Source organism: Actinomadura sp. 3N407 (genome assembly GCF_052245875.1).
In the GTDB taxonomy this organism is placed as follows: Bacteria; Actinomycetota; Actinomycetes; order Streptosporangiales; family Streptosporangiaceae; genus Spirillospora.
In genome coordinates this window covers 134136-151875 of the sequence record NZ_JBQQBP010000019.1, presented here as the reverse complement: position 1 = coordinate 151875, position 17740 = coordinate 134136, and the positions used below count along the sequence as shown (strand labels likewise).

The following is a 17740-nucleotide window of genomic DNA, read 5'->3' as shown; positions in this document are numbered from 1 at the left end:
GCTTGGGGACCCGGCGCCTCCTTCGTAGACTCGGATGTCATGATCAAGAACGTCGGGGCCGCCCTGCTGCTGGGCGGAAGCATGGTCCTGGGCGGCGCCGCCGCCGTCCCCGCCTACGCCGCCCCGGGTGGGGACCTGGCGGAGGATCTGGACGCCATACTCCAGGACGGGCGCCTCCAGGGCGCGACCGTCGGCGTGGTCGTCCGTGACGCGGGGACCGGCGAGGTCCTCTACGACCGCAACGGCGACGGGCAGGTCACGCCGGCGTCCAACAACAAGCTGCAGACCTCGGCGGCGGCCTTCGGCATCCTCGGCCCCGGACACCGGTTCCGGACGACGGTGAGCGTCAAGGGCGGCGACCTCTACCTCAAGGGCACCGGCGACACCACCATGCGGGCCGCCGAGTACGACCGCCTCGCCGCGGCCGTCGCCGCCAAGGGCATCACCAGGATCAAGGGCGATCTCGTCGCCGACGACACCTGGTTCGGCGCCAAGCGGACCCCGGACGACTGGGACCCCGCTGATCTCCAGTATGCCTACGCCGGGCAGACGTCCGCGCTCACCATCGCGCCCAACGACGACTTCGACGCGGGCTCGATCAAGATCTCCCTCGCCCCGGCCGCCCGCGAAGGGAAGCCGGTCCGGGCCGGGCTGACCCCCGGCACCGACGTCGTGAAGATCGACAACAGGTCGGTCACCGGCCCGCCCGGGTCGGCGTCCACCCTCGCGGTCAACCGGAGCAACGGCACCAACACCATCGTCATCACCGGCTCCCACCCGGCGGGCGCGGCGCCCACCAGCGTCCTGCGGACGGTCGAGGAGCCCGCGCTGTACGCGGCGGACGTCTTCCGCAAGGCGCTGAAGGCGCACGGCGTCGAGGTGTCCGGCGCGACGGAGCGCGGCAGGACGCCCCCGGGCGCCAGGACGATCGCGACCCGCACCTCGATGCCGCTGTCGCGGCTCGCCAAGCCGTTCCTGAAGCTCAGCAACAACGTCATGGCCGAGACCCTCGTCAAGGCGATCGGCCGCGAGGTGCGGGGCGAAGGCACCTGGGAGGCGGGGCTGCCCGCCATCACCGCCTACATCCGCCGCCTCGGCGTCGACACCTCCCAGGTGACCATGACGGACGGCTCGGGCCTGTCCCGCGGCAACCACACGACGGCCGTGCAGCTCGGCACCCTGCTGAGGAACGTCCGAAAGACGCGGTGGTTCCCCGCCTGGCACGCCGCGCTGCCCATCGCCGGGCAGCCGGACCCCCTGGCCGGCGGGACGCTCGCGAACCGCATGAGGGGCACCGCCGCGGACGGGAAGGTCCGCGCCAAGACCGGGACGCTGACCGGCGTCACCGCCCTGTCCGGATACGTGAAGGACCCCGGCGGCCGCACGCTGATCTTCTCCAGCGTCTTCAACGGCTACTCCGGAGGAGCGCCGAAGGACATCGAGGACAAGATCGCCGTGCGTCTCGCCACCGGCGACGGCGACGGCGCCCGCACCGCCCTGCGCCGCACGGCCCCGGTCGACGGCGGCGACCTCGAAGCCTCCTGGACCGGCGGCATCCGGCCCTAGATCAGCCGCCCCGGGGCCGCGTGGCCGTCCGGAGCGCCCGGTACAACAGGCCGGGGTCGCCCAGCCGGTGCCGGAGAACCTTCTCCAGGCCGCCGATCGGGACGAGGTTCTGCGGGGCGCGCGGATCCTTGTAACCGATCCCGGCCAGCCCCGGGATGATCGCCGCGCTGTGGTCGGCGAGCTCGACGACCGCGTCCCGGGGCAGGTCCGCCGCGGCCTCGCAGCGGGCGATGCCCGCCCAGGGCGCGGTGGACGGGGTCGGCAGCCGCAGATACCAGGAGTGGCGCGCCCAGCTCGTCGTCATGAGGAAGACGGGCGTGCGCTGACCCGGCCGGAGCGCCGTGAGGACGGCCGTCTGCGGGTCGGCCAGGTAGGCGGCGTGGTGGGTCTTGACGTAGCCGATGGTGCGCGGCAGGTGGGCGCGACCGCGCAGGGGGCCGTCCACGATGAGCAGGTCGTCGGGGCCGGAAGAGGTCCGGTACCGGGTCGCCAGGGTCACCTCCAGGTCGCTGAGCTGCCCCTGGAGGGCGAGGGAGAGCTGCTCGGCGGTGCCGCCGCGGGCCCGCGCCGCGACGTACGTGCCCGCCCAGGTGGACAGGTCGGCGGCGTGCCGGGACGGGGTGAACAGCGAGCGGCGCACGTCCACCTCGGCGAGTTCGGCGAGCCCGCCGGGCGCGCAGCGCACCAGCCCGGCGGCGCAGGACGCGGCGATGCCGGGGGCGGGCATGCCCCCGGACGGGTCGCCGACCCACACCCGGGCCTCGACGCGGCGGACGCCGTCCGCCACGATCAGCCCGCCGGGCGGCGGCCCCGCCGCGGGCGGCCCGACCGGGCGCCAGCGGCCCGACGGCAGCTCCACGTCGAGGTCGAGCTGGACGGACGAGGGGTCCAGCTCGCCGATCGCCTCGGCGGTCAGCGAGGTGGCGTACCCCGGGTCCCAGGGGTCGACGGTGATGGCGGCGGTCGCGGCCGGCGGTGCCGTGGTCACGTGCTCCTCTTCTCCAGATGCGAGCCGGTGTTGTCGCGGGACACGTCGAAGCGGACGGGGACGCGCTCGGCGAGCGCCGGAACGTGGGTCACGATGCCGACCATACGATCACCCCCTGACGTCAGGCGTTCGAGCGTCGTCGCGACCGTGTCGAGGGTGACGGGGTCGAGGGTGCCGAAGCCCTCGTCCAGGAAGATCGAGTCCAGGCTCCGGGCCGCGCCGCCGCCGAACCGCGCCACCTGGTCCGACAGCGCCAGCGCGAGCGCCAGCGACGCCTGGAACGTCTCCCCGCCGGACAGCGTCCGGACGCTGCGCCGCAGCCCCGCCTCCGCGTAGTCGATCACCTCGATGGCGTTCTTGTCGTCGAGGACGAGTTCGAACTGGCCGTCCGACAGCTCCCGCAGCGTCCCGGACGCGGTGCCGACGAGCAGCGCCAGGGCCTCGCCGCACAGCCAGTTCTCGAAGTTGTTGGCCCGCAGGTGCCGGGCCAGTTCGCCCGCGACGCGGGCGTCCTGCCGGTGGCGGTGGATCTCTTCGGCCAGTTCCCCGGCCATCCGGCGGTCCCGCCGGATGCGCTCCAGCCGGTTGCCCGCCTGGTTCCCGGCGTTCAGGACGGCCTCGCGGACCGTCTCGGGTTCGATGGACGCGGGCACGGCGATCTCATGGGCGTCCAGTTCGGCGGCGAGCGCCCGGCGCCGCTCGTCCCGCCGGTGCCGCAGGTCGCCCAGCGTGTTCTCCAGCGCCTCGGCCGCCTGCCTCCGGCGGCCCTCCTCCCGGTCGCGCCAGCCGAGGAGGGTCGTCCAGGCGGCGTGCAGGTCGGCGCGGTCGACCGATGGCGCGCCGAGTGCGACCACGGTGTCGCGGGCGCCGTCCAGCTCGGCGAGTGCCCTGCCGGCCTCGCGGTCGAGGGCCGTGCGCTCGTCCTCGGCCTTCGCCAGCTCGGCCCGGGCGGTGCGGACGGCCTGCCGCGCCGTGGTCGCCTCCTGCTCGGCCGCCGCGATGGCGTCGAGGCGCCTCTGCACCTCCTCGGGGTCCGGGTGGGCGTGGATGCGGGCCGCCTGGGCGTCGAGCTGCCGCCCGAGGCCGGCGAGGTCCGCTTCGCGCTTTGACAGTTCGCGCTCCAGTTCCCGGAGCCTCGTCTGCGCGGCGTCGAGTTCCCGCTTGCGGGCCTGTACGTTCCGGTCCGCCGCGCCGAGGGCCGGCGGGGCGTGGTGCTCGGGCAGGTCGGTGACGTCCCGCCGGCAGACCGGGCACGGTTCGCCGACGGAGAGCCGCCGGGCGAGGTCGGCGGCGGTGTCGGCGTCGCGGACGCGTTGCCGCTCGGCCTCGGCCTGTTCGAGGTTCGCGCCGGCGACGGCGAGGTCCGCGCCGGCGTCGTCCACGTTCCGGCCCGCCTCCCCGGCCCCGGCCCGGGCCTCCTCGATCTCGCCGGTGAGACGGACGTGGTCACGATGAGCCGTGATCGCCAGGTCGAGGACGGTCTTGTCGCCGAGGTCCGCGACCCGGTCGCGGGCCGCGGACTCCGCCTCCTCGTGCCGGGCCACCTCCCGGGTGAGGCGCTCGGCCTCGTCGTTCGCGGCCTTGAGGTCGTCCGCGAGGGTCGGGACGTCGCCGGGCATGGCGAGCGCGGTCAGGGCGGCGAGCGCACCCTCCGCCTCGGCGGCCTCCGCCGTCCCCTCCCGGATCTCGTCGCCGGTCCGCTGCAGCTCGTCGAGTGCCTCGCGGACACGGTCTCGGAGGGCCCGCATGCGCTCCAGCCGCCGCGCGGCCTCGTCCTCGGCGGTCTCGTCGGCGCCGGTGAGCTTGGCCCGCTGCGCCTCGGCCGCCTGCGCCCGGACCTCGGCGGCCTTGGCCTCCTCGCCCGCCCGCTGCTTGATCAGCTCGAAGGTCTTCGCGTCGAGGAGCTGGACGAGGAGGTCCTGCCGCTTTCTCGGCTCGGCCTGCAGGAAGTCGGCGAACCGCCCTTGCGGGAGGACGACGCACTGCATGAAGAACCTGTATTCGAGCCCGGTGATGCGCTGGACGGCGGCCGTCACCCCGTCGCCGTCGGCGATCGTCCGGACCTGCGCGGCCAGCAGTTCCTCGATGCCCCCTGCGGGGTCGACGGACGGGTCCAGCTCGTCCAGCCGCGCCTCCTTCGTGGTCACCGCGCCGCGTCCACTGCGGGCCAGTGCCCGGACGACCCCGTAGCGGCGGCCCGCCGACTCGAAGACGAGCGCGACCTTGCCGGAGTTGGCGGACGGCGCCAGCGCCAGCCGGATCACGTTCTCCTTCCCCCACCGCGGAACCGACCCGTACAGCGCGAAGCAGATCGCGTCGATGACGGTGCTCTTGCCCGATCCGGTGGGGCCGACGAGGACGAAGTAGTCCACGTCGTGGAGGCTGACCGAGGTCGGTGTTCGGTAGCTGCAGAAGCTGTCCATGTGGACGCACAGCGGACGCATCAGTCCTCCCCTCCCCCGTGCCCGTCGAGTTCGTCGTGGAGCCGGTCGAACAACGCCTCGACCCGCTCGTCCTCATGTCCGAGCTGTTCGAGATAGGTGCGGAACAGCCCGCGCGGCGTCGGGGCGTCCCGCCCGGTGACGGTCGCCTGCCGCGGTGCGGACGTCGGGCGGAACGCCTCGTCGATGTCGACGGTCAGCGCGTTCGGGAGGATCTCCCGCACGTCGTCGGCGAGGCCGGCGCGCGGCTTCTCCGCGACCACGACGCGCAGCCACGCGTCTCCGAGGTCGCCCGCCATCGCCTCCAGCGCGCCGAGGGAGCCGCCGGCCGTGCGCAGGACGCGGGCGCCCTTCAGCGTCACCTCGCGCACGTCGGCGGGACGTCCCGGCGTGACCTCGACGACCAGCGCTCCCGGCGTGTTCTGCTCCTCCCCGAAGTCGACGGCGATCGGGGAGCCGCTGTACCAGATGGGGCAGGGGCCGGGCATCCGCTGCCGCCGGTGCAGGTGGCCGAGCGCGGCGTAGTGGGCGGTCGGCGGGAACGCCGACGACTCGAAGTAGTAGGAGAAGATCGTCTGTGCCTCGCGTTCGCCGCCGCCGAGCCTGCCGCCCGGCAGCGTGCCGTGCGCCGCGACCAGGTTCACGGTGTCGGCGGTGAACCCCGCCGTGAGCGCCTCGGCGAGCCTCCCGAACCGGTGGGCGTAGTCGCGGTTGTGCTGGTCGGGCGTGTCGGTCAGCGCCTCCAGGGCCCGGACGACGTAACGCTGCGAAAGGAACGGCATGGCGGCGAGCCTGACCGGCTCTCCGGTCCGGGCCGTCCACGACAGCAGCCCGCCCGCGTCCGGACGCCGGAACCTCCCGACGACCCGGATGCCGAGCTGCCGCAGCACCGGCCGGTACACGTCGTCGAGCAGGCGGGGATCGTCGTGGTTGCCCGCGAGGACGACGACCTCCCGGCCGCCCTCCTGAAGCGCCATCAGCGTCTTCATCACCAGGGCCTGCGACGGCGGCGTCGGGACCGCGCCGTCGAAGACGTCCCCGGCGACGATGACGGCGTCGACGTCCTCCTCCCGGGCGACCTCGACCAGCTCGCCCAGCACCTTCGTGTGCTCATCGAACCGTGACCGGCCCCGGAGCACCTTGCCGACGTGCCAGTCGGCGGTGTGCAGGAACTTCATGTCCGCTCCCGGTGGATCAGAAGGGGGGTACTTCGTCGTCCTCGCCGAGACCCTCGAACGGGTCGCGGGACGGCCCGGAACGCGCCATCGCACGCGGGGCCGCCTCGGCGGGACGCGTCGCCCAGGCGGGGAACGGGAACTCGACCGCCAGCGGCACCGGCAGCTCCGGCTGCCCGACGAACATCGTCCCGGGCTTGGCGATCGTGGCCCGCGCCCGCGCCGCCGGCGGCAGCCAGCCGTACTCGCCCCGGGACGCCTCCGCCGCGTCCAGCCGCCCGGCCACCCGCACCGCGCAGTTCGCGACGATGCGGCGCTCGACCTCCGACGCCGTCTGCTGCGCACCGATGAGGATCACGCCGAGCGAACGGCCCCGCTCGGCGACGTCCAGCAGGATCTCCTTGATCGGCGAGTCGCCCTCGCGCGGCGCGTACTTGTTCAGCTCGTCCAGCACCACGAACAGCAGCGGCCGCGCGCTGCCCGTGCTCTCCTTGCGCGCGAACTCGCCCCGCAGCACCACCCCGACGACGAACCGCTGGGCGCGCTCGGGCAGATTGTGCAGATCCACCACGGTGACCTGCGCGTCCGTCTCGATCGACCGGCCGCTCCTGGCAGGGAGGTCGCCGCGCACGATCGGCGACAGCGGCCGCACCGACGAACGGAGCCGCCGCAGGAACGCGTTGACGGTGCCGAGCCCCATCAGCTGCGCGCCCCAGGCGCGGCGGGTGTCCTCGTCCGTCAACGTCTCCTCGATGAACCGGACCAGATCCTCATAGGTGCGGCAGACCTGGCCGCCGTCCCCCAGCCGGACCGCGCCGCCGGCTCCGACGGGCTCGGCGTCGCGGGCGAGCCTCGCCGCGACCTGTCCGATCAGAATCGTGTACTGCGCCCGCTCGTCCTCGGTGTCGGCGAACACGTAACGCAGAAGCTCCTCTTCGCAGAACTCGGCGAGCGTCCAGTAGAACGGGCTGACGTCCTGGGTGCGCGCCGTCACGTGCGGCGTCCCGTTCGGGTCGCCGGGCCGGGGCGGCGCGAACACGTGCACGCTCCCGAACGGCCCCGGCCGCAACCCCAGCCGCCGGTACGCGGCCCGCGCGTTCTCGTCCAGCCGGTTGTTGGCGTGGTCGAGGAAGAGCAGATCCTCGCCCTTCACCGAGAAGATCAGCGCCTTCGTGTTGTGCGCCTCCGCGCCCAGCGCCCCCGAATTGAAGATCGAGTAAAGCAGGAACGTGGCGAACGACGTCTTGGTCGCCACGCCGGAAATCCCGGAGATGGAGACATGCGCGCCGCGCGTCCCGTCGAGGAACTCCAGGTTCACGTGGATCGGCTCCCCGTCCCGCCCGAGCCCGACCGGAATCCGCCGCTCCATCACGTCGAAGTACAGCGCCCGCTCCCGGTCCAGGGCGCCCGCCCTGCGCGCCTCCGTGCCGGGCAGCGGCGGCACGTACACCTCGGGCTCGACCCGCGTCACCGTGACCTCGGCCGACTCGACCACCGCCGCGGGCAGCACCCCCTGGGCGATGAGGAACACGTCCGAGTCGTAGGCGGCCCCCTCATGCCTGGCCTCCACGTTCGTGACGACCCCGGCGATCAGCACCTCGCCCCGCCCCGGAACCTCCCGCCGCGCGGCGATCACCTCGTCCAGCTGGACGACCGTCCCGGGTTCCAGCCCCACCCAGAACGACAGCGGCGTCGCCGACTGCGTCCCCAGTACCCGCCCGACGACCGGCCCGCGCTCAGCGGCCTCACCCATACACCCCACCCAGACCACAGGAATCCCACCAGCTCACCGCAGGCTATACACACCCTCCGACCACCGGAGAACCTTCACCGAAGACCACTGTCCGCCAGAACCGTCAGGCGTGATCCGGATGTGGAGATCACGTGGGACGACGACATCGTCGGACCGCTGGTGGAGGCGCATCCTCCCGCCGACGTCGTCCAGGCGGCGGCGTGCATGGCCGCGGAGTTCGGCCCGGACGGGACGGTGCTCGTCCGGTCCGGCGAATGTTCAGGCTTCGATCCGTCCGGCCGCGCGAACGTCCGCCCGGCCCGTGTGCAGGTAACGCGCACGACCCTCGCCGTCGTCTCCCAGGAACGCGACGGGCCCGTGGCCGGGCTCCGCGGGCAGCAGGGAGTCCCCCCGCCAGCCGAGCAGCTCCGTCCGGTACGGCTCGTCGCCGGCCTCCGCCGCGAGGCCGAGGGGGACCTGCTCCAGCCACAGCCGTCCCCGGTCGTCCCCGCCCACCGTGGTCTGGCTCGTGCTCGACAGGTAGACGCCCGCGCAGCGCCCGGCGTCCGGGGGCGCCGCGGGATCCGGGACGGGCTCGGCGGGCGACTCGACGACCCTGCCGAGGATCTCCTTCATCAGCGGCTTGCGGTCGCCCCCGTTGGTGAAGATCGCCACGGACACGTCGCGGCCGGGGTCGACCCGCAGGACGGCCGACTGCCCGATGGTGTTGCCGTTGTGGCCGAACACCGGGCCGCCCGGCAGGTCGTAGAGCTCCCAGCCCAGGCCCCAGGCCGTCCCCCAGCCGATGTCCGGCAGGACGACCTGCGGCTCCCGCATGGCCCGCAGCCCCTCGTCGGCGAGATGCGCCCGGGCGAAGGCCAGCAGGTCGCGCGGGGTCATGGCGAGCATCGACCCGGCGGGCGCGTTCGAGCGCGCCATCGCCCAGACCGGGACGGGCCGCCCTCCGAGATGTCCCACCGCCGCGCGATGCAGGATCGCCTCGTACGGATCGCTCGCCGCGTGCGTCATGCCCAGGGGCGTGAACAGGTGGTCCCGCATGCACCGGTCGTACGGCTCGCCCCGCACGATCTCGACGATCCGCCCCAGAACGCTGTAGCCCGCGTTGTTGTAGGAGAACATCTCCCCGGGCTCGAAGATCTGCGGCACGCCGGCCAGCAGTTCCACGTACCTCTCCAGGCAGTCGTCCCCCTTGCCCGTGTCGGTGAACACGTCCCCCTCGAACCCGGCCGTGTGGCACAGCAGCTGCCGCACGGTCGCGTCCCGGAACCCGGGAAGGTACCTCTCCACCGGGGCGTCGAGCTCGACGAGCCCCTCCGCGACGAGCCCCATCACCAGCGTCGCCGTCAGCACCTTGGTGACCGACCCGATCTGGAACACCGAGTCGACCGTCGCCTCCACCCCGGTCGCCGTACTGAGCACCCCCGCCGCCGCCTCGACCACCCGCCCCCCGGCATCGACGGCGACCGCCGCCCCCGGCACCCCGTGCTCCTCCGCCAGCCCCGGCAGCCGCTCCCGCAGCCACCCCCCGACCTCATCGATCTCCATTCTCATCCGCCCCACCGTAGACGGCGGGATCCAGCCGTCGCGGTTCAGCCATCGCCCCCAGCGGTCCCATGAGACCGATCATCTTCGGACCGGCTGCTGTACGTCTGTGACCATCTGGCCGGTGCCTATGGCCTCCACGTCGACCTTGTCGATCCGGGTGTTCAGGATTTCGGTCAGCCAGGCCGGGGTCAGGCCTTCCGGGCCGGCGATGATCTTCATGGCCGGCCCGGGTTCCGGGAGTGGGCGGCGCGGCCGGGCGGGCGGACGCGGCGATAGGCGTCGAGGATCGGCGCGAGTTCGGCGGGGGCCGCGCCGTGCAGGATGACGCCGTCGGCGCCCGCGGTGAACTGGTCGAGGACGCGGGCCGCGCACTGGTCGGGGCTGCCGGTCGCGGACGCGGCGAGCCACTTGTCCGGGATCAGGCCGGCCACGTGGAGCAGGTCGTCGGTCGTTCCGATCGCGTCGAAGGCGCCGGGGTAGCCGGTAACGAGGTCGTCGGCGCGGAAGCGGGCCAGGACGGCGGGGTCCCAGCCGTTGACGCGCACCAGGAGGTCGCCGTATCCCTGCAGGTACGTGGCGAGGCGGCCGACGAGTTTGCGCAGGCGCAGGTCGTCGTCCAGGTGATCGCCTACCGTGGCCAAAACGGACCAGACGCGGACGGACGCGGGGTCGCGGCCGGCTTCGAGCGCGCCGCGGCGGATGGTGGCGACGGACTTGGCGAGGGTCTCGTCGGTGAAGAAGGTGTGCAGGACGACGCCGTCGGCGACGCGGCCGGCGAACTCCAGGGTCCGCTCCCCCATGGCGGTCAGGATGATGGGGATGTCCTCGTCGAAGGACGGGTCCTGGATGAGGTAGGGGAACTTCCCGGCGGGGCCGTCGTGCCCGGCCACCGCCTCGCCGCGCCAGAGGCGGCGCAGGATGCCGGTGACGTCTTCGAGCTGCGCGGTGGTGACGCGGGGCACGCCCATGACGTCGAAGAGCATGTCGAAGCCGCGGCCGAGGCCGAGCGCGAAGCGGCCGCCGGAGAGGCGGTGCATGGTCGTCGCGAAAGTGGCGGTCAGCAGGGGGTGCCGGGTGTTGTGGTTGGTGGCGGCGGTCGCGATGCCGATCCGTTCGCCGACCGCGGCGGCGGCGCCGGAGAGGGTGGCCGCCTCCTTGGTCGCGAACCGTTCGGACAGGAAGACCGAGCCGAGGCCCAGGCGTTCGCCTTCGGCGACTTCGGCGAGCAGGTCGCGGGGTGTGGCCGAATGGCCGGCCAGACCGTAGAAGCCCAGTTCTGGAAGGTCGTCCATGGGCTGTTCCTTGGATCAGGGGGCGTCGGCCCGGCCGCGTCGAACGATGCGGACTCTAGTCTGGACAGTTGTCCAGATCAAGGCGGGGCGGGGGCACACCGTGCCGTCGGCCAGATCGGCCGGGCCGGGGTGCGGGCGATCCGGTCATCGCCCAGGCCCTCGTCGCGGTGGCAGTGCGCCTGGATGGCCCGCCCCACCATCCTCGTGATCGTCATGGTGGGCACGGTCTTCCGGCAGGCCGGAGATCGTGACGACGGCGATGCTCACGGCGAGCAGGGGAAGCAGGGTTATCAGGCCGAAGGTGATCAGGCGGATGCCGTAGTCGTTCACCACTGCGCCGACCCCGCAAGTGGTCAGGGTCGCTATCAAAGTGGGGCGCAGGGTCGGCCATTCGCGTTGGGCCGCGTCCAGGTAGGGCGGCGAGAAGCGGTGCGGCCAGGCCAAGGTCAGGACCAGGAGGACCAGGACGGCCGCGGTCCCCCAGGCCAGAGGGCCGCCCGCAAGGGAACTGAAGGCGTAGCCGGCTTTGCGTTCGACGAGCTGCCATGCCTGGCCTTCGAGGATTTCCTGGACGAAGCGTCCGGCGTGGGTGCGGGAGGCCGGGGGGCGCAGCCAGTCGGCGACCCCCACGGCGGCGACCACCGTCACGGCCGAGGCCGCGACGGCGAGGAGGCGCACGGGGGTCAGGCGTATCCCGGCGACCGCGAAGGCCAGGACGGCCACTCCCGGGATCAGGGCGAGCCCGCCGCCGACGTCGGCTCCCCATGCGGGCCAGGTGTCCACGGCGACCGCCACGGTACCGATGGCGACCACGGAGGCGGTGGCGGCGCGGCGGCGTCCGCGGGAGATCAGTTCCGCCGCGGCCGCTCCGGACAGGACGAGGGCGGCGACGGAGAAGACGGCGAAGGTGGAGTTGCCGAAACCGTAGTAGCGGCCGCCGTACAGGGCGGACGGGCCGAACGGGCCGGCGCGGTGCAGGAGGGTGCCGGTCGCGGCGTCCACCACGAGGACGGTGAAGGTGAGGAGGCTGACCGCCAGCGGTACCCGCCAGGGTGGGCGGGCCGGCAGCAGCCGGATCGGGACGGTCACCGACCGCGAGACGCCGGGTGCCGCCCGGTGGTTCGGTGACGCCCTGCACGAGGACGGTGGCGGTGGCGGGGACGCGTTCCAGGACGCGCCCGCGTACGCGTCGACCTTCGCCAGGGAGTTGAGCCGGCCGGAGCCGGACTCGACGACCTGGCCGCCGTCGACGACGGTGACCGGGCAGTCGAGTGCGGCGGTGCCGACGGCGGGGCTGTAGCGCTCGACCGTTCCGTCCGGGCGGGCCAGGGCGATCGCGGCGCCGGGGCCGACGGCGGTCCCACATCCGTCGTGTTCCGACAGTGCCCTGCCGAGTTCTCCCGGACGCGGTGAGAATTCGGAGCGGCGTTGGGCATCGACGAGCCGGTCCCACTGGTCGACCCGTGCGCCGCCGCCGGTGTCCCGTACCGGTGGGAGCGGGACGCATCCGCGGTCGTCCGTGCGGGGTCCGACGCTGGACTGTCCGGCCGACAGCGACAGCCCAGGCAGAGGAGCACGGCGCACCAGGCCACCGAGATTTCGCCGGGCCTCCGCAGCCTGCTGATCATTTGGGCCGGGAGGCCGGGCACCGGCGTCCGAACCCGCGGTCGTCGCCCATCCGCGAGGCGCCCGGGCCCTTGATCAGGTTCTCCATGGGTTCAAGCGGACCCGTCACCATCGGGGACGGCGGTCATGCGCCACAGGACGTGGCGTTTCAGCCGGTGGCCGTCGTCGACGAGGGGATGGTCGAAGTCGCCGGCGGGATCGTGGGTCATGCCGATGCGTTTCATGACGGCCTGTGATTTGAGATTGGTGGTGCTGGTGAAGGAGACGACCTCGTCAAGGCCGAAGCCGTCGAACCCGGCGCGCAGGGCGCGGCGGGCGGCCTCGGCGGCGTAGCCGTGGCCCCAGGCGGAGCGGGCGAGCCGCCAGCCGACCTCCACGGCGGGGACGAAGGGCGCCTGGAAACGCACGACGGCCAGGCCCGTCATTCCGATGAACTGGCCCGTATCGGCGATTTCCAAGGCCCACAAACCGAAGCCGTCCTCTTCGAAGCAGGACTCGATCCGGTCGATCAGGGCGTCGCTTTCACGCCGGGTCAATGGGGCCGGGAAATGCTCCATGACCTCGGGATCGGCGTTGAGCGCGGCGAAAGGCTCCCGGTCGCCGTCCTTCCAGCGACGCAGAACCAGCCGGTCGGTCCGTAGTGTTCGAGGCACTGGCCGACCCTACTGAATCGCGGTTCCGGTGTCTTCACGCCCATGATCGTATTTCCGGGCAGCCGCGTGTTCAGTGACGGCGGCGATCGCCGGGCGGCTCAGCGCTGCTGCTCCTGGATGCGGATCAGGTTGCCCGCGGGGTCGCGGACGGCGCAGTCGCGGACACCGTACGGCTGATCGGTCGGCTCCTGGGCGATCTCGGCGCCGCCGGCCTGAAGCCGTTCGAAGGCGCCGTCGAGGTCGGCGGTGGCCAGGTTGACGCCGGCGTAGGTGCCCTTGGCCATCATCTCGGTGATGGTGCGGAGCTCGTCGTCGGTGATGCCGGACCCCTCGACGGCCGGGGGCTCCAGGACGATGGACGTGTCGGGCTGGCCGGCGGGGCCGACCGTGATCCAGCGCATCCCGCCGTATCCGACGTCGCCGCGGACCTCGAAGCCGAGGATGTCGCGGTAGAAGGCCAGGGAGGCGTCCGGGTCGTTGTGCGGAAGGAAGCTCGAGTGAATGGTGAATTCCATGGCGATCACGCTAGGCGCGGACCGCCGACCGGCGCTTCTCGATTCCTGATCGGTCGCGTCACCTGTTTCGCGACGCACGGCGGCATCCCCGCCGTCGCGCGGGCCGCCTCGCCCCGGTAGACGCTGGGCGGTACACCGACCAGCTCGGTGAAGCGCGTGCTGAACGTGCCCAGTGACTGGCAGCCGACCTCGAAGCAGACGTCGGTGACGCTGAGGTCGCCGCGGCGCAGCAGCGCCATCGCGCGCTCGATCCGCCGCGTCATCAGATAGGAGTACGGCGACTCACCGTAGGCGAGTCGGAACCGGCGGCTGAGGTGCCCGGCCGACATGTTCACGCCGCGGGCGAGGGCCTCCACGTCCAGCGGCTGCGCGTACTCCCGGTCGATCCGGTCGCGGACGCGGCGCAGCCGGGCCAGATCGCTGAGGTTCGGCGCCGAGGCGGATCTGCTGGTCACATGCGACATCGTACGTCGGACCGGGTCGCCTCGCGCTCAGAGCCGCCGGTGAGGAGGCCGCGGAGGGCGGTGGGGGTCCGGCCGAGGTGGGCGCGGACGGTGCGGGTCAGGTGGGCCTGGTCGGCGAAGCCGAGGTCGGCGGCGAGGGCGGCGAGGGCGCGTTCGCCGGCTTCGATGCGGTCCATCGCCCGTCCGACGCGGACGCGGCTGCGGTAGCGGGTCAGGGAGACGCCCATCTCGCGGGTGAACACGCGGCTCAGCCGGTACGGGGAGACGTTCAGGAGCGCGGCCAGCGGGAGGAGGCCGGACGCGTCCGGGTGGTCGTCGATGATGGCGGCGCGGGCGGCGGCGACGAGGACACGGTCGGCGGGGCCGGGCCGGGCGCGGGGCGGCGGGCGGCGGCCGCGATGAGGTGGAGGAGTTCTTCGGTCAGCGCGTAGTCGACGTCGCCGCCGGCGGCCGCCGCGAGGAGACGCCGGTGGGCCATGTCGACGCGGGTGTCCACGTACACGGTCGTCCGGCCGGTGAGCCCTTCGCGGAGGCGGGGACCGAGGTTGATGGACGTGCAGACGTCGCCTCCGGCGGGGTGCGCGAAGCGTTCCTCCTCGCCCGGCGCACCCAGGTAGCCGAGGGTGGGGTCGAGGTCGGCGGAGGCGCCGTCGGCCCGCCGGCGGAACCGTCCGCGGCGCACGAGCACGAGCCGGTGGTCGTCGCGGACGTCCGGTTCCGACCATCGCGGGTGGTCGGCGCGGCAGGACACCGCGGACACCGCGAAGTCCGGCCGGGCGGTGAGGGGCACGGCGCACAGCACGCGGCGCACATTACGCGGACGGTACGACGAAACGGCCGCAAGGATCTTCAAGACCGCCGGACGCCGCGCGGCGGATGCTGGGCGGGCACGTCAAACGACGATCTGGGGAGTCACCATGACCGCTCTCGCGGAGCCCACCGCGATCATTTTCGACTGCGCCGACCCGAAGGCGCTGGCCGAGTTCTACCGGAAGGCGACCGGCTGGGACGTCACCCACGGCGACGACGATTCCGCCTATCTCGGGAACGGCCCGGTCCAGTTGGCGTTCCAGCGGGTTCCCGGCTACCGGAGGCCGGGGTGGCCCGACGCGGGCAAGCACGCGCACCTCGACTTCAAGGTCGCCGACGTGGAGGCCGCGACCGGGGAGCTCGTGGCGCTGGGCGCGTCCAGGCCCGAGTTCCAGCCCGGCGAGGGCGAGTGGACGGTCCTCGCCGATCCCGAGGGGCATCCCTTCTGCATCGCCGAGGGCTGACCGGCACCCGCGGTCAGTCGAGCGGGATGACCGGGGCGGGCGCGGTGATCTTCGCGTTCACCGCGCCGAGGTGCTCGATCTCGACGGTGACGATGTCGCCCGGCCGCAGCCAGGGGTGCTTGCCCGTGCCGTGCAGGGAGGAGAGTTCCAGCAGGCAGCCGGTGCCGACGGTGCCGCTGCCGATGATGTCGCCGGGGCGCAGACGGGTGCCGCGTGAGGCGTAGGCCAGCATCTGGCCGAACGACCAGTGGATGCCGGCCCAGGAGCCGCCGCCTTGGTGGACGCCGTTCACCGAGGCGGACATCGCCAGGTCGTAGCCCCGGCCCGACCGGTGGCCGTCGAGTTCGTCCGGCGTCACCAGGAAGGGGCCCAGGGAGGTCGCGCCGTCCTTGCCCTTCGCCGGGCCGAGGCCGACGCGCGATTCCACGCCCTGGACGTCGCGGGCGCTCCAGTCGACGAAGATCGTGTAGCCGGCGATGCGCGCCTCCGCCTCGGCCGGGGTGAGGTCCGCTCCCGGGCGGCCGACGACGGCGGCGACCTCGACCTCGTAGTCGAACTTCTGTGAGCCCGGGGAGATCGGGACGTCGTCGCGGGGTCCGCGCACGGCCGCCGGGTTGGTGAAGTAGAAGACCGGCTGGGAGTACCAGACGGGGTCGACGTCGCGGCCGAAGGCGGCGGAGGCGTTCTTGGCGTGTTCCTCGAACGACAGGAAGTCACGCACCGAGGGCGGTTCCGGGACCGGTGCGCGGAGCCGGGCCTCGGTCAGGGGCAGCGTCTCGGCGGGCGCCGAACGGGCCCGTTCGCCGGCCGCCGGCAGGTCGCCCAGCAGCTCCGGCAACGCGGCGTCCAGGCCGTGGACGACGTCGTCCACGAGCAGCCCGGCCCGGTCGGTCGCTGTGGCCGGGGAGGTGTAGGTCACCCAGCGCATCGGCATCTCCTCAAGTACACCGTCTGCACGGCCCGAGATCCACAGGACACTGTTCCAGCCGGGCCGGTATCCGGTCTACCGTCCTCGAAGCCGCCTGCCCCGTGGGCCGGGCAGAGCGAGGTGACCCTTCGTGATCAAATGGAACCGTTCCAGTCCGGGGCATTGCACCTGGACCACGGTGGTGCCGTGGTCCAGCACCCTCAGCCGGTGCGCCACGATGCGGTGACCGGCGGCGTCGATCCGTTCGACGGCGGCGGCGCGTTGCCGCGGCACGCTGGTGCCGGGAGGAACGGTCTCCGGAGGCATACCGGTCATCGGGGCGTCGCCCAGACGTTCGGCGAAGTCCAGGTGCGCGCAGGCCAGCAGCCTCGGATGGCCGGCGAGCCGGTCACGCACCGCGTCCGCGATGTCGTGGTCGGCCACCACCCGCGCGAAGGACAGGCGGTCGGCACGCCGGTCCCGGACGGCGGCGTCCCTGTCGTGCTCGGCCACGACCCGGGCCAGAAGCTCGCCCTGCACCAGCTCGGTCACCGCGCGTTCCACGGCCGTCTCGCCGGAGAGCGAGGCGCCGAGCCCGTACCGGCGTGCCGCGCCGCCGCCTGACTCAGGCGCGTAGGCCATCACCACGGGGATACCCAGGTCGGTGGTCAAGTCCAGGAGGACGACCGGGCCGTCCACGAGCACGGCCGCGCGATCTAGTCGTTCCTTCAGGAAACCGGGCAGCGCCCCGGGCGGTATGCAGGCGGGCATCGCCCCTCCGTCATGAACGCTGCGCAGCAGGAAAAGGGAGAACGCGTCCCGTTCGGCCCACTCGTTCAGCGCGTGCAGCAGCGCCTCGTCCTCGGTGGCGCCGATCGCGCAGCCCGTGTTGACGGTGTAGGAGAGCACCGGTCGATAGTCGGCCGTGTCGCCGAGCCTCGCCCGTTCGCGCGCCATCGCCTCGGTAGGGAGCGGATACCACGGCGCCCACAGGGCCAAGGGGACATCCACCGGAGTTCCACCGTCCAGCGCCGAATACCGCAGGCACGCGACGCGGGCATCCTTCTGGCGAGCCAGCTCCCGGACCGCCCGCTCGGCACCGAGCGGACCGGCGAGCAGATCGTCTGGATCGCTGAGACGCACGGGCAGGGAATCAAGAACGATGGGACCACTGAAAGCATGCTCCAGCGCTTCGAAATGCGCCCCGACACGGGCCTGTGCTTTCTGCCCTTTGCCACTGCCGAGCCCGTAGGGGATTTCGGAGCCGTCCGCGGACCGCAACTCGCACTGAACCGCAGTGGGCTCGTTCTCATCCAGCAGCCGATGACGGGAACACCAGCCGAGCCCGCGAATATCTGCGAGAACTCGCCGCTCGGCCTCATCCAGCGCCAGCTCACGCTCGCGTGCGCCCGGCCAAACCTCGGTGCCCGCCGCGACCGGAACGGTGCCCGTCCCGGTCGCGGCGATCCACTCAGACCGCGGCAACGCCCTCGGTCGCCTCGTCGGTGTCGAGTTCGAGCTCGTCCGCTTCGAGCACAGCA

At 72.9% G+C, this 17740-nt stretch carries 17 protein-coding genes; 2 read left to right on the top strand and 15 right to left on the bottom strand.

The annotated features are described in order from the left end of the window. Positions 1-39 precede the first annotated feature (39 nt). Positions 40-1566 (top strand): D-alanyl-D-alanine carboxypeptidase/D-alanyl-D-alanine endopeptidase, encoded by a 1527-nt coding sequence (gene dacB / locus ACTWPP_RS36420; protein WP_443108971.1) that lies wholly within the window; start codon positions 40-42, stop codon positions 1564-1566. Position 1567: 1 nt separating this feature from the next. Here dacB and ACTWPP_RS36415 read toward each other — a convergent pair whose 3' ends face one another. From ACTWPP_RS36415 to ACTWPP_RS36355, 13 genes are all read right to left on the bottom strand, one after another. Continuing rightward, positions 1568-2554, bottom strand: a complete 987-nt coding sequence (locus ACTWPP_RS36415) for a hypothetical protein (protein WP_443108970.1) — start codon at positions 2552-2554, stop codon at positions 1568-1570. Beyond that, on the bottom strand, positions 2551-4998 hold the full coding sequence (locus tag ACTWPP_RS36410; RefSeq protein ID WP_443108969.1) for an AAA family ATPase: 2448 nt from the start codon (positions 4996-4998) through the stop codon (positions 2551-2553). The genes ACTWPP_RS36415 and ACTWPP_RS36410 overlap by 4 nt, the downstream gene beginning before the upstream one ends. Continuing rightward, entirely contained in the window at positions 4998-6173 is a 1176-nt protein-coding gene (locus tag ACTWPP_RS36405; protein WP_443108968.1) for a metallophosphoesterase family protein, read from the bottom strand. The genes ACTWPP_RS36410 and ACTWPP_RS36405 overlap by 1 nt, the downstream gene beginning before the upstream one ends. 16 nt (positions 6174-6189) lie before the next feature. Further along, positions 6190-7923, bottom strand: a complete 1734-nt coding sequence (locus ACTWPP_RS36400) for an ATP-binding protein (protein ID WP_443108967.1) — start codon at positions 7921-7923, stop codon at positions 6190-6192. Between the two features lie 258 nt (positions 7924-8181). Continuing rightward, the gene (locus ACTWPP_RS36395; RefSeq protein WP_443108966.1) at positions 8182-9474 is read right to left on the bottom strand and encodes a serine hydrolase domain-containing protein; all 1293 of its coding nucleotides are present in this window, start codon (positions 9472-9474) and stop codon (positions 8182-8184) included. 72 nt (positions 9475-9546) lie between these two features. Next, positions 9547-9687 carry a hypothetical protein gene (locus tag ACTWPP_RS36390; protein ID WP_443108965.1) on the bottom strand — a complete coding sequence of 47 codons (141 nt, stop codon included), beginning with the start codon at positions 9685-9687 and terminating at the stop codon, positions 9547-9549. Further along, the gene (locus tag ACTWPP_RS36385) at positions 9684-10760 is read right to left on the bottom strand and encodes a TIGR03857 family LLM class F420-dependent oxidoreductase (RefSeq protein ID WP_443108964.1); all 1077 of its coding nucleotides are present in this window, start codon (positions 10758-10760) and stop codon (positions 9684-9686) included. Before ACTWPP_RS36385 ends, ACTWPP_RS36390 begins: the two co-directional genes overlap by 4 nt. A 144-nt stretch (positions 10761-10904) precedes the next feature. Then, positions 10905-12344 (bottom strand): hypothetical protein, encoded by a 1440-nt coding sequence (locus ACTWPP_RS36380; protein ID WP_443108963.1) that lies wholly within the window; start codon positions 12342-12344, stop codon positions 10905-10907. A 134-nt stretch (positions 12345-12478) separates the two neighbouring features. Next, positions 12479-13039: a GNAT family N-acetyltransferase gene (locus tag ACTWPP_RS36375; protein WP_443108962.1), complete on the bottom strand. Its 561-nt coding sequence runs from the start codon at positions 13037-13039 to the stop codon at positions 12479-12481. A gap of 98 nt (positions 13040-13137) precedes the next feature. Continuing rightward, positions 13138-13554: a VOC family protein gene (locus tag ACTWPP_RS36370; RefSeq protein WP_443108961.1), complete on the bottom strand. Its 417-nt coding sequence runs from the start codon at positions 13552-13554 to the stop codon at positions 13138-13140. A 5-nt stretch (positions 13555-13559) separates the two neighbouring features. After that, positions 13560-14018, bottom strand: coding sequence for a helix-turn-helix transcriptional regulator (locus ACTWPP_RS36365; RefSeq protein WP_443108960.1), 459 nt, complete (start codon positions 14016-14018; stop codon positions 13560-13562). Then, positions 14006-14260, bottom strand: coding sequence for a helix-turn-helix domain-containing protein (locus ACTWPP_RS36360; protein ID WP_443108959.1), 255 nt, complete (start codon positions 14258-14260; stop codon positions 14006-14008). Before ACTWPP_RS36360 ends, ACTWPP_RS36365 begins: the two co-directional genes overlap by 13 nt. Before the next feature lie 26 nt (positions 14261-14286). Then, entirely contained in the window at positions 14287-14820 is a 534-nt protein-coding gene (locus ACTWPP_RS36355) for a hypothetical protein (RefSeq protein WP_443108958.1), read from the bottom strand. Between the two features lie 115 nt (positions 14821-14935). On the opposite strand from ACTWPP_RS36355, the gene ACTWPP_RS36350 reads away from it, so the two are divergent. Continuing rightward, positions 14936-15292, top strand: coding sequence for a VOC family protein (locus ACTWPP_RS36350; RefSeq protein ID WP_443108957.1), 357 nt, complete (start codon positions 14936-14938; stop codon positions 15290-15292). A gap of 13 nt (positions 15293-15305) precedes the next feature. On the opposite strand, the gene ACTWPP_RS36345 is transcribed toward ACTWPP_RS36350, so the two are convergent. Continuing rightward, entirely contained in the window at positions 15306-16220 is a 915-nt protein-coding gene (locus ACTWPP_RS36345) for a fumarylacetoacetate hydrolase family protein (protein WP_443108956.1), read from the bottom strand. A gap of 75 nt (positions 16221-16295) precedes the next feature. Beyond that, positions 16296-17552 (bottom strand): YcaO-like family protein, encoded by a 1257-nt coding sequence (locus ACTWPP_RS36340; protein ID WP_443109005.1) that lies wholly within the window; start codon positions 17550-17552, stop codon positions 16296-16298. Positions 17553-17740: the final 188 nt, after the last annotated feature.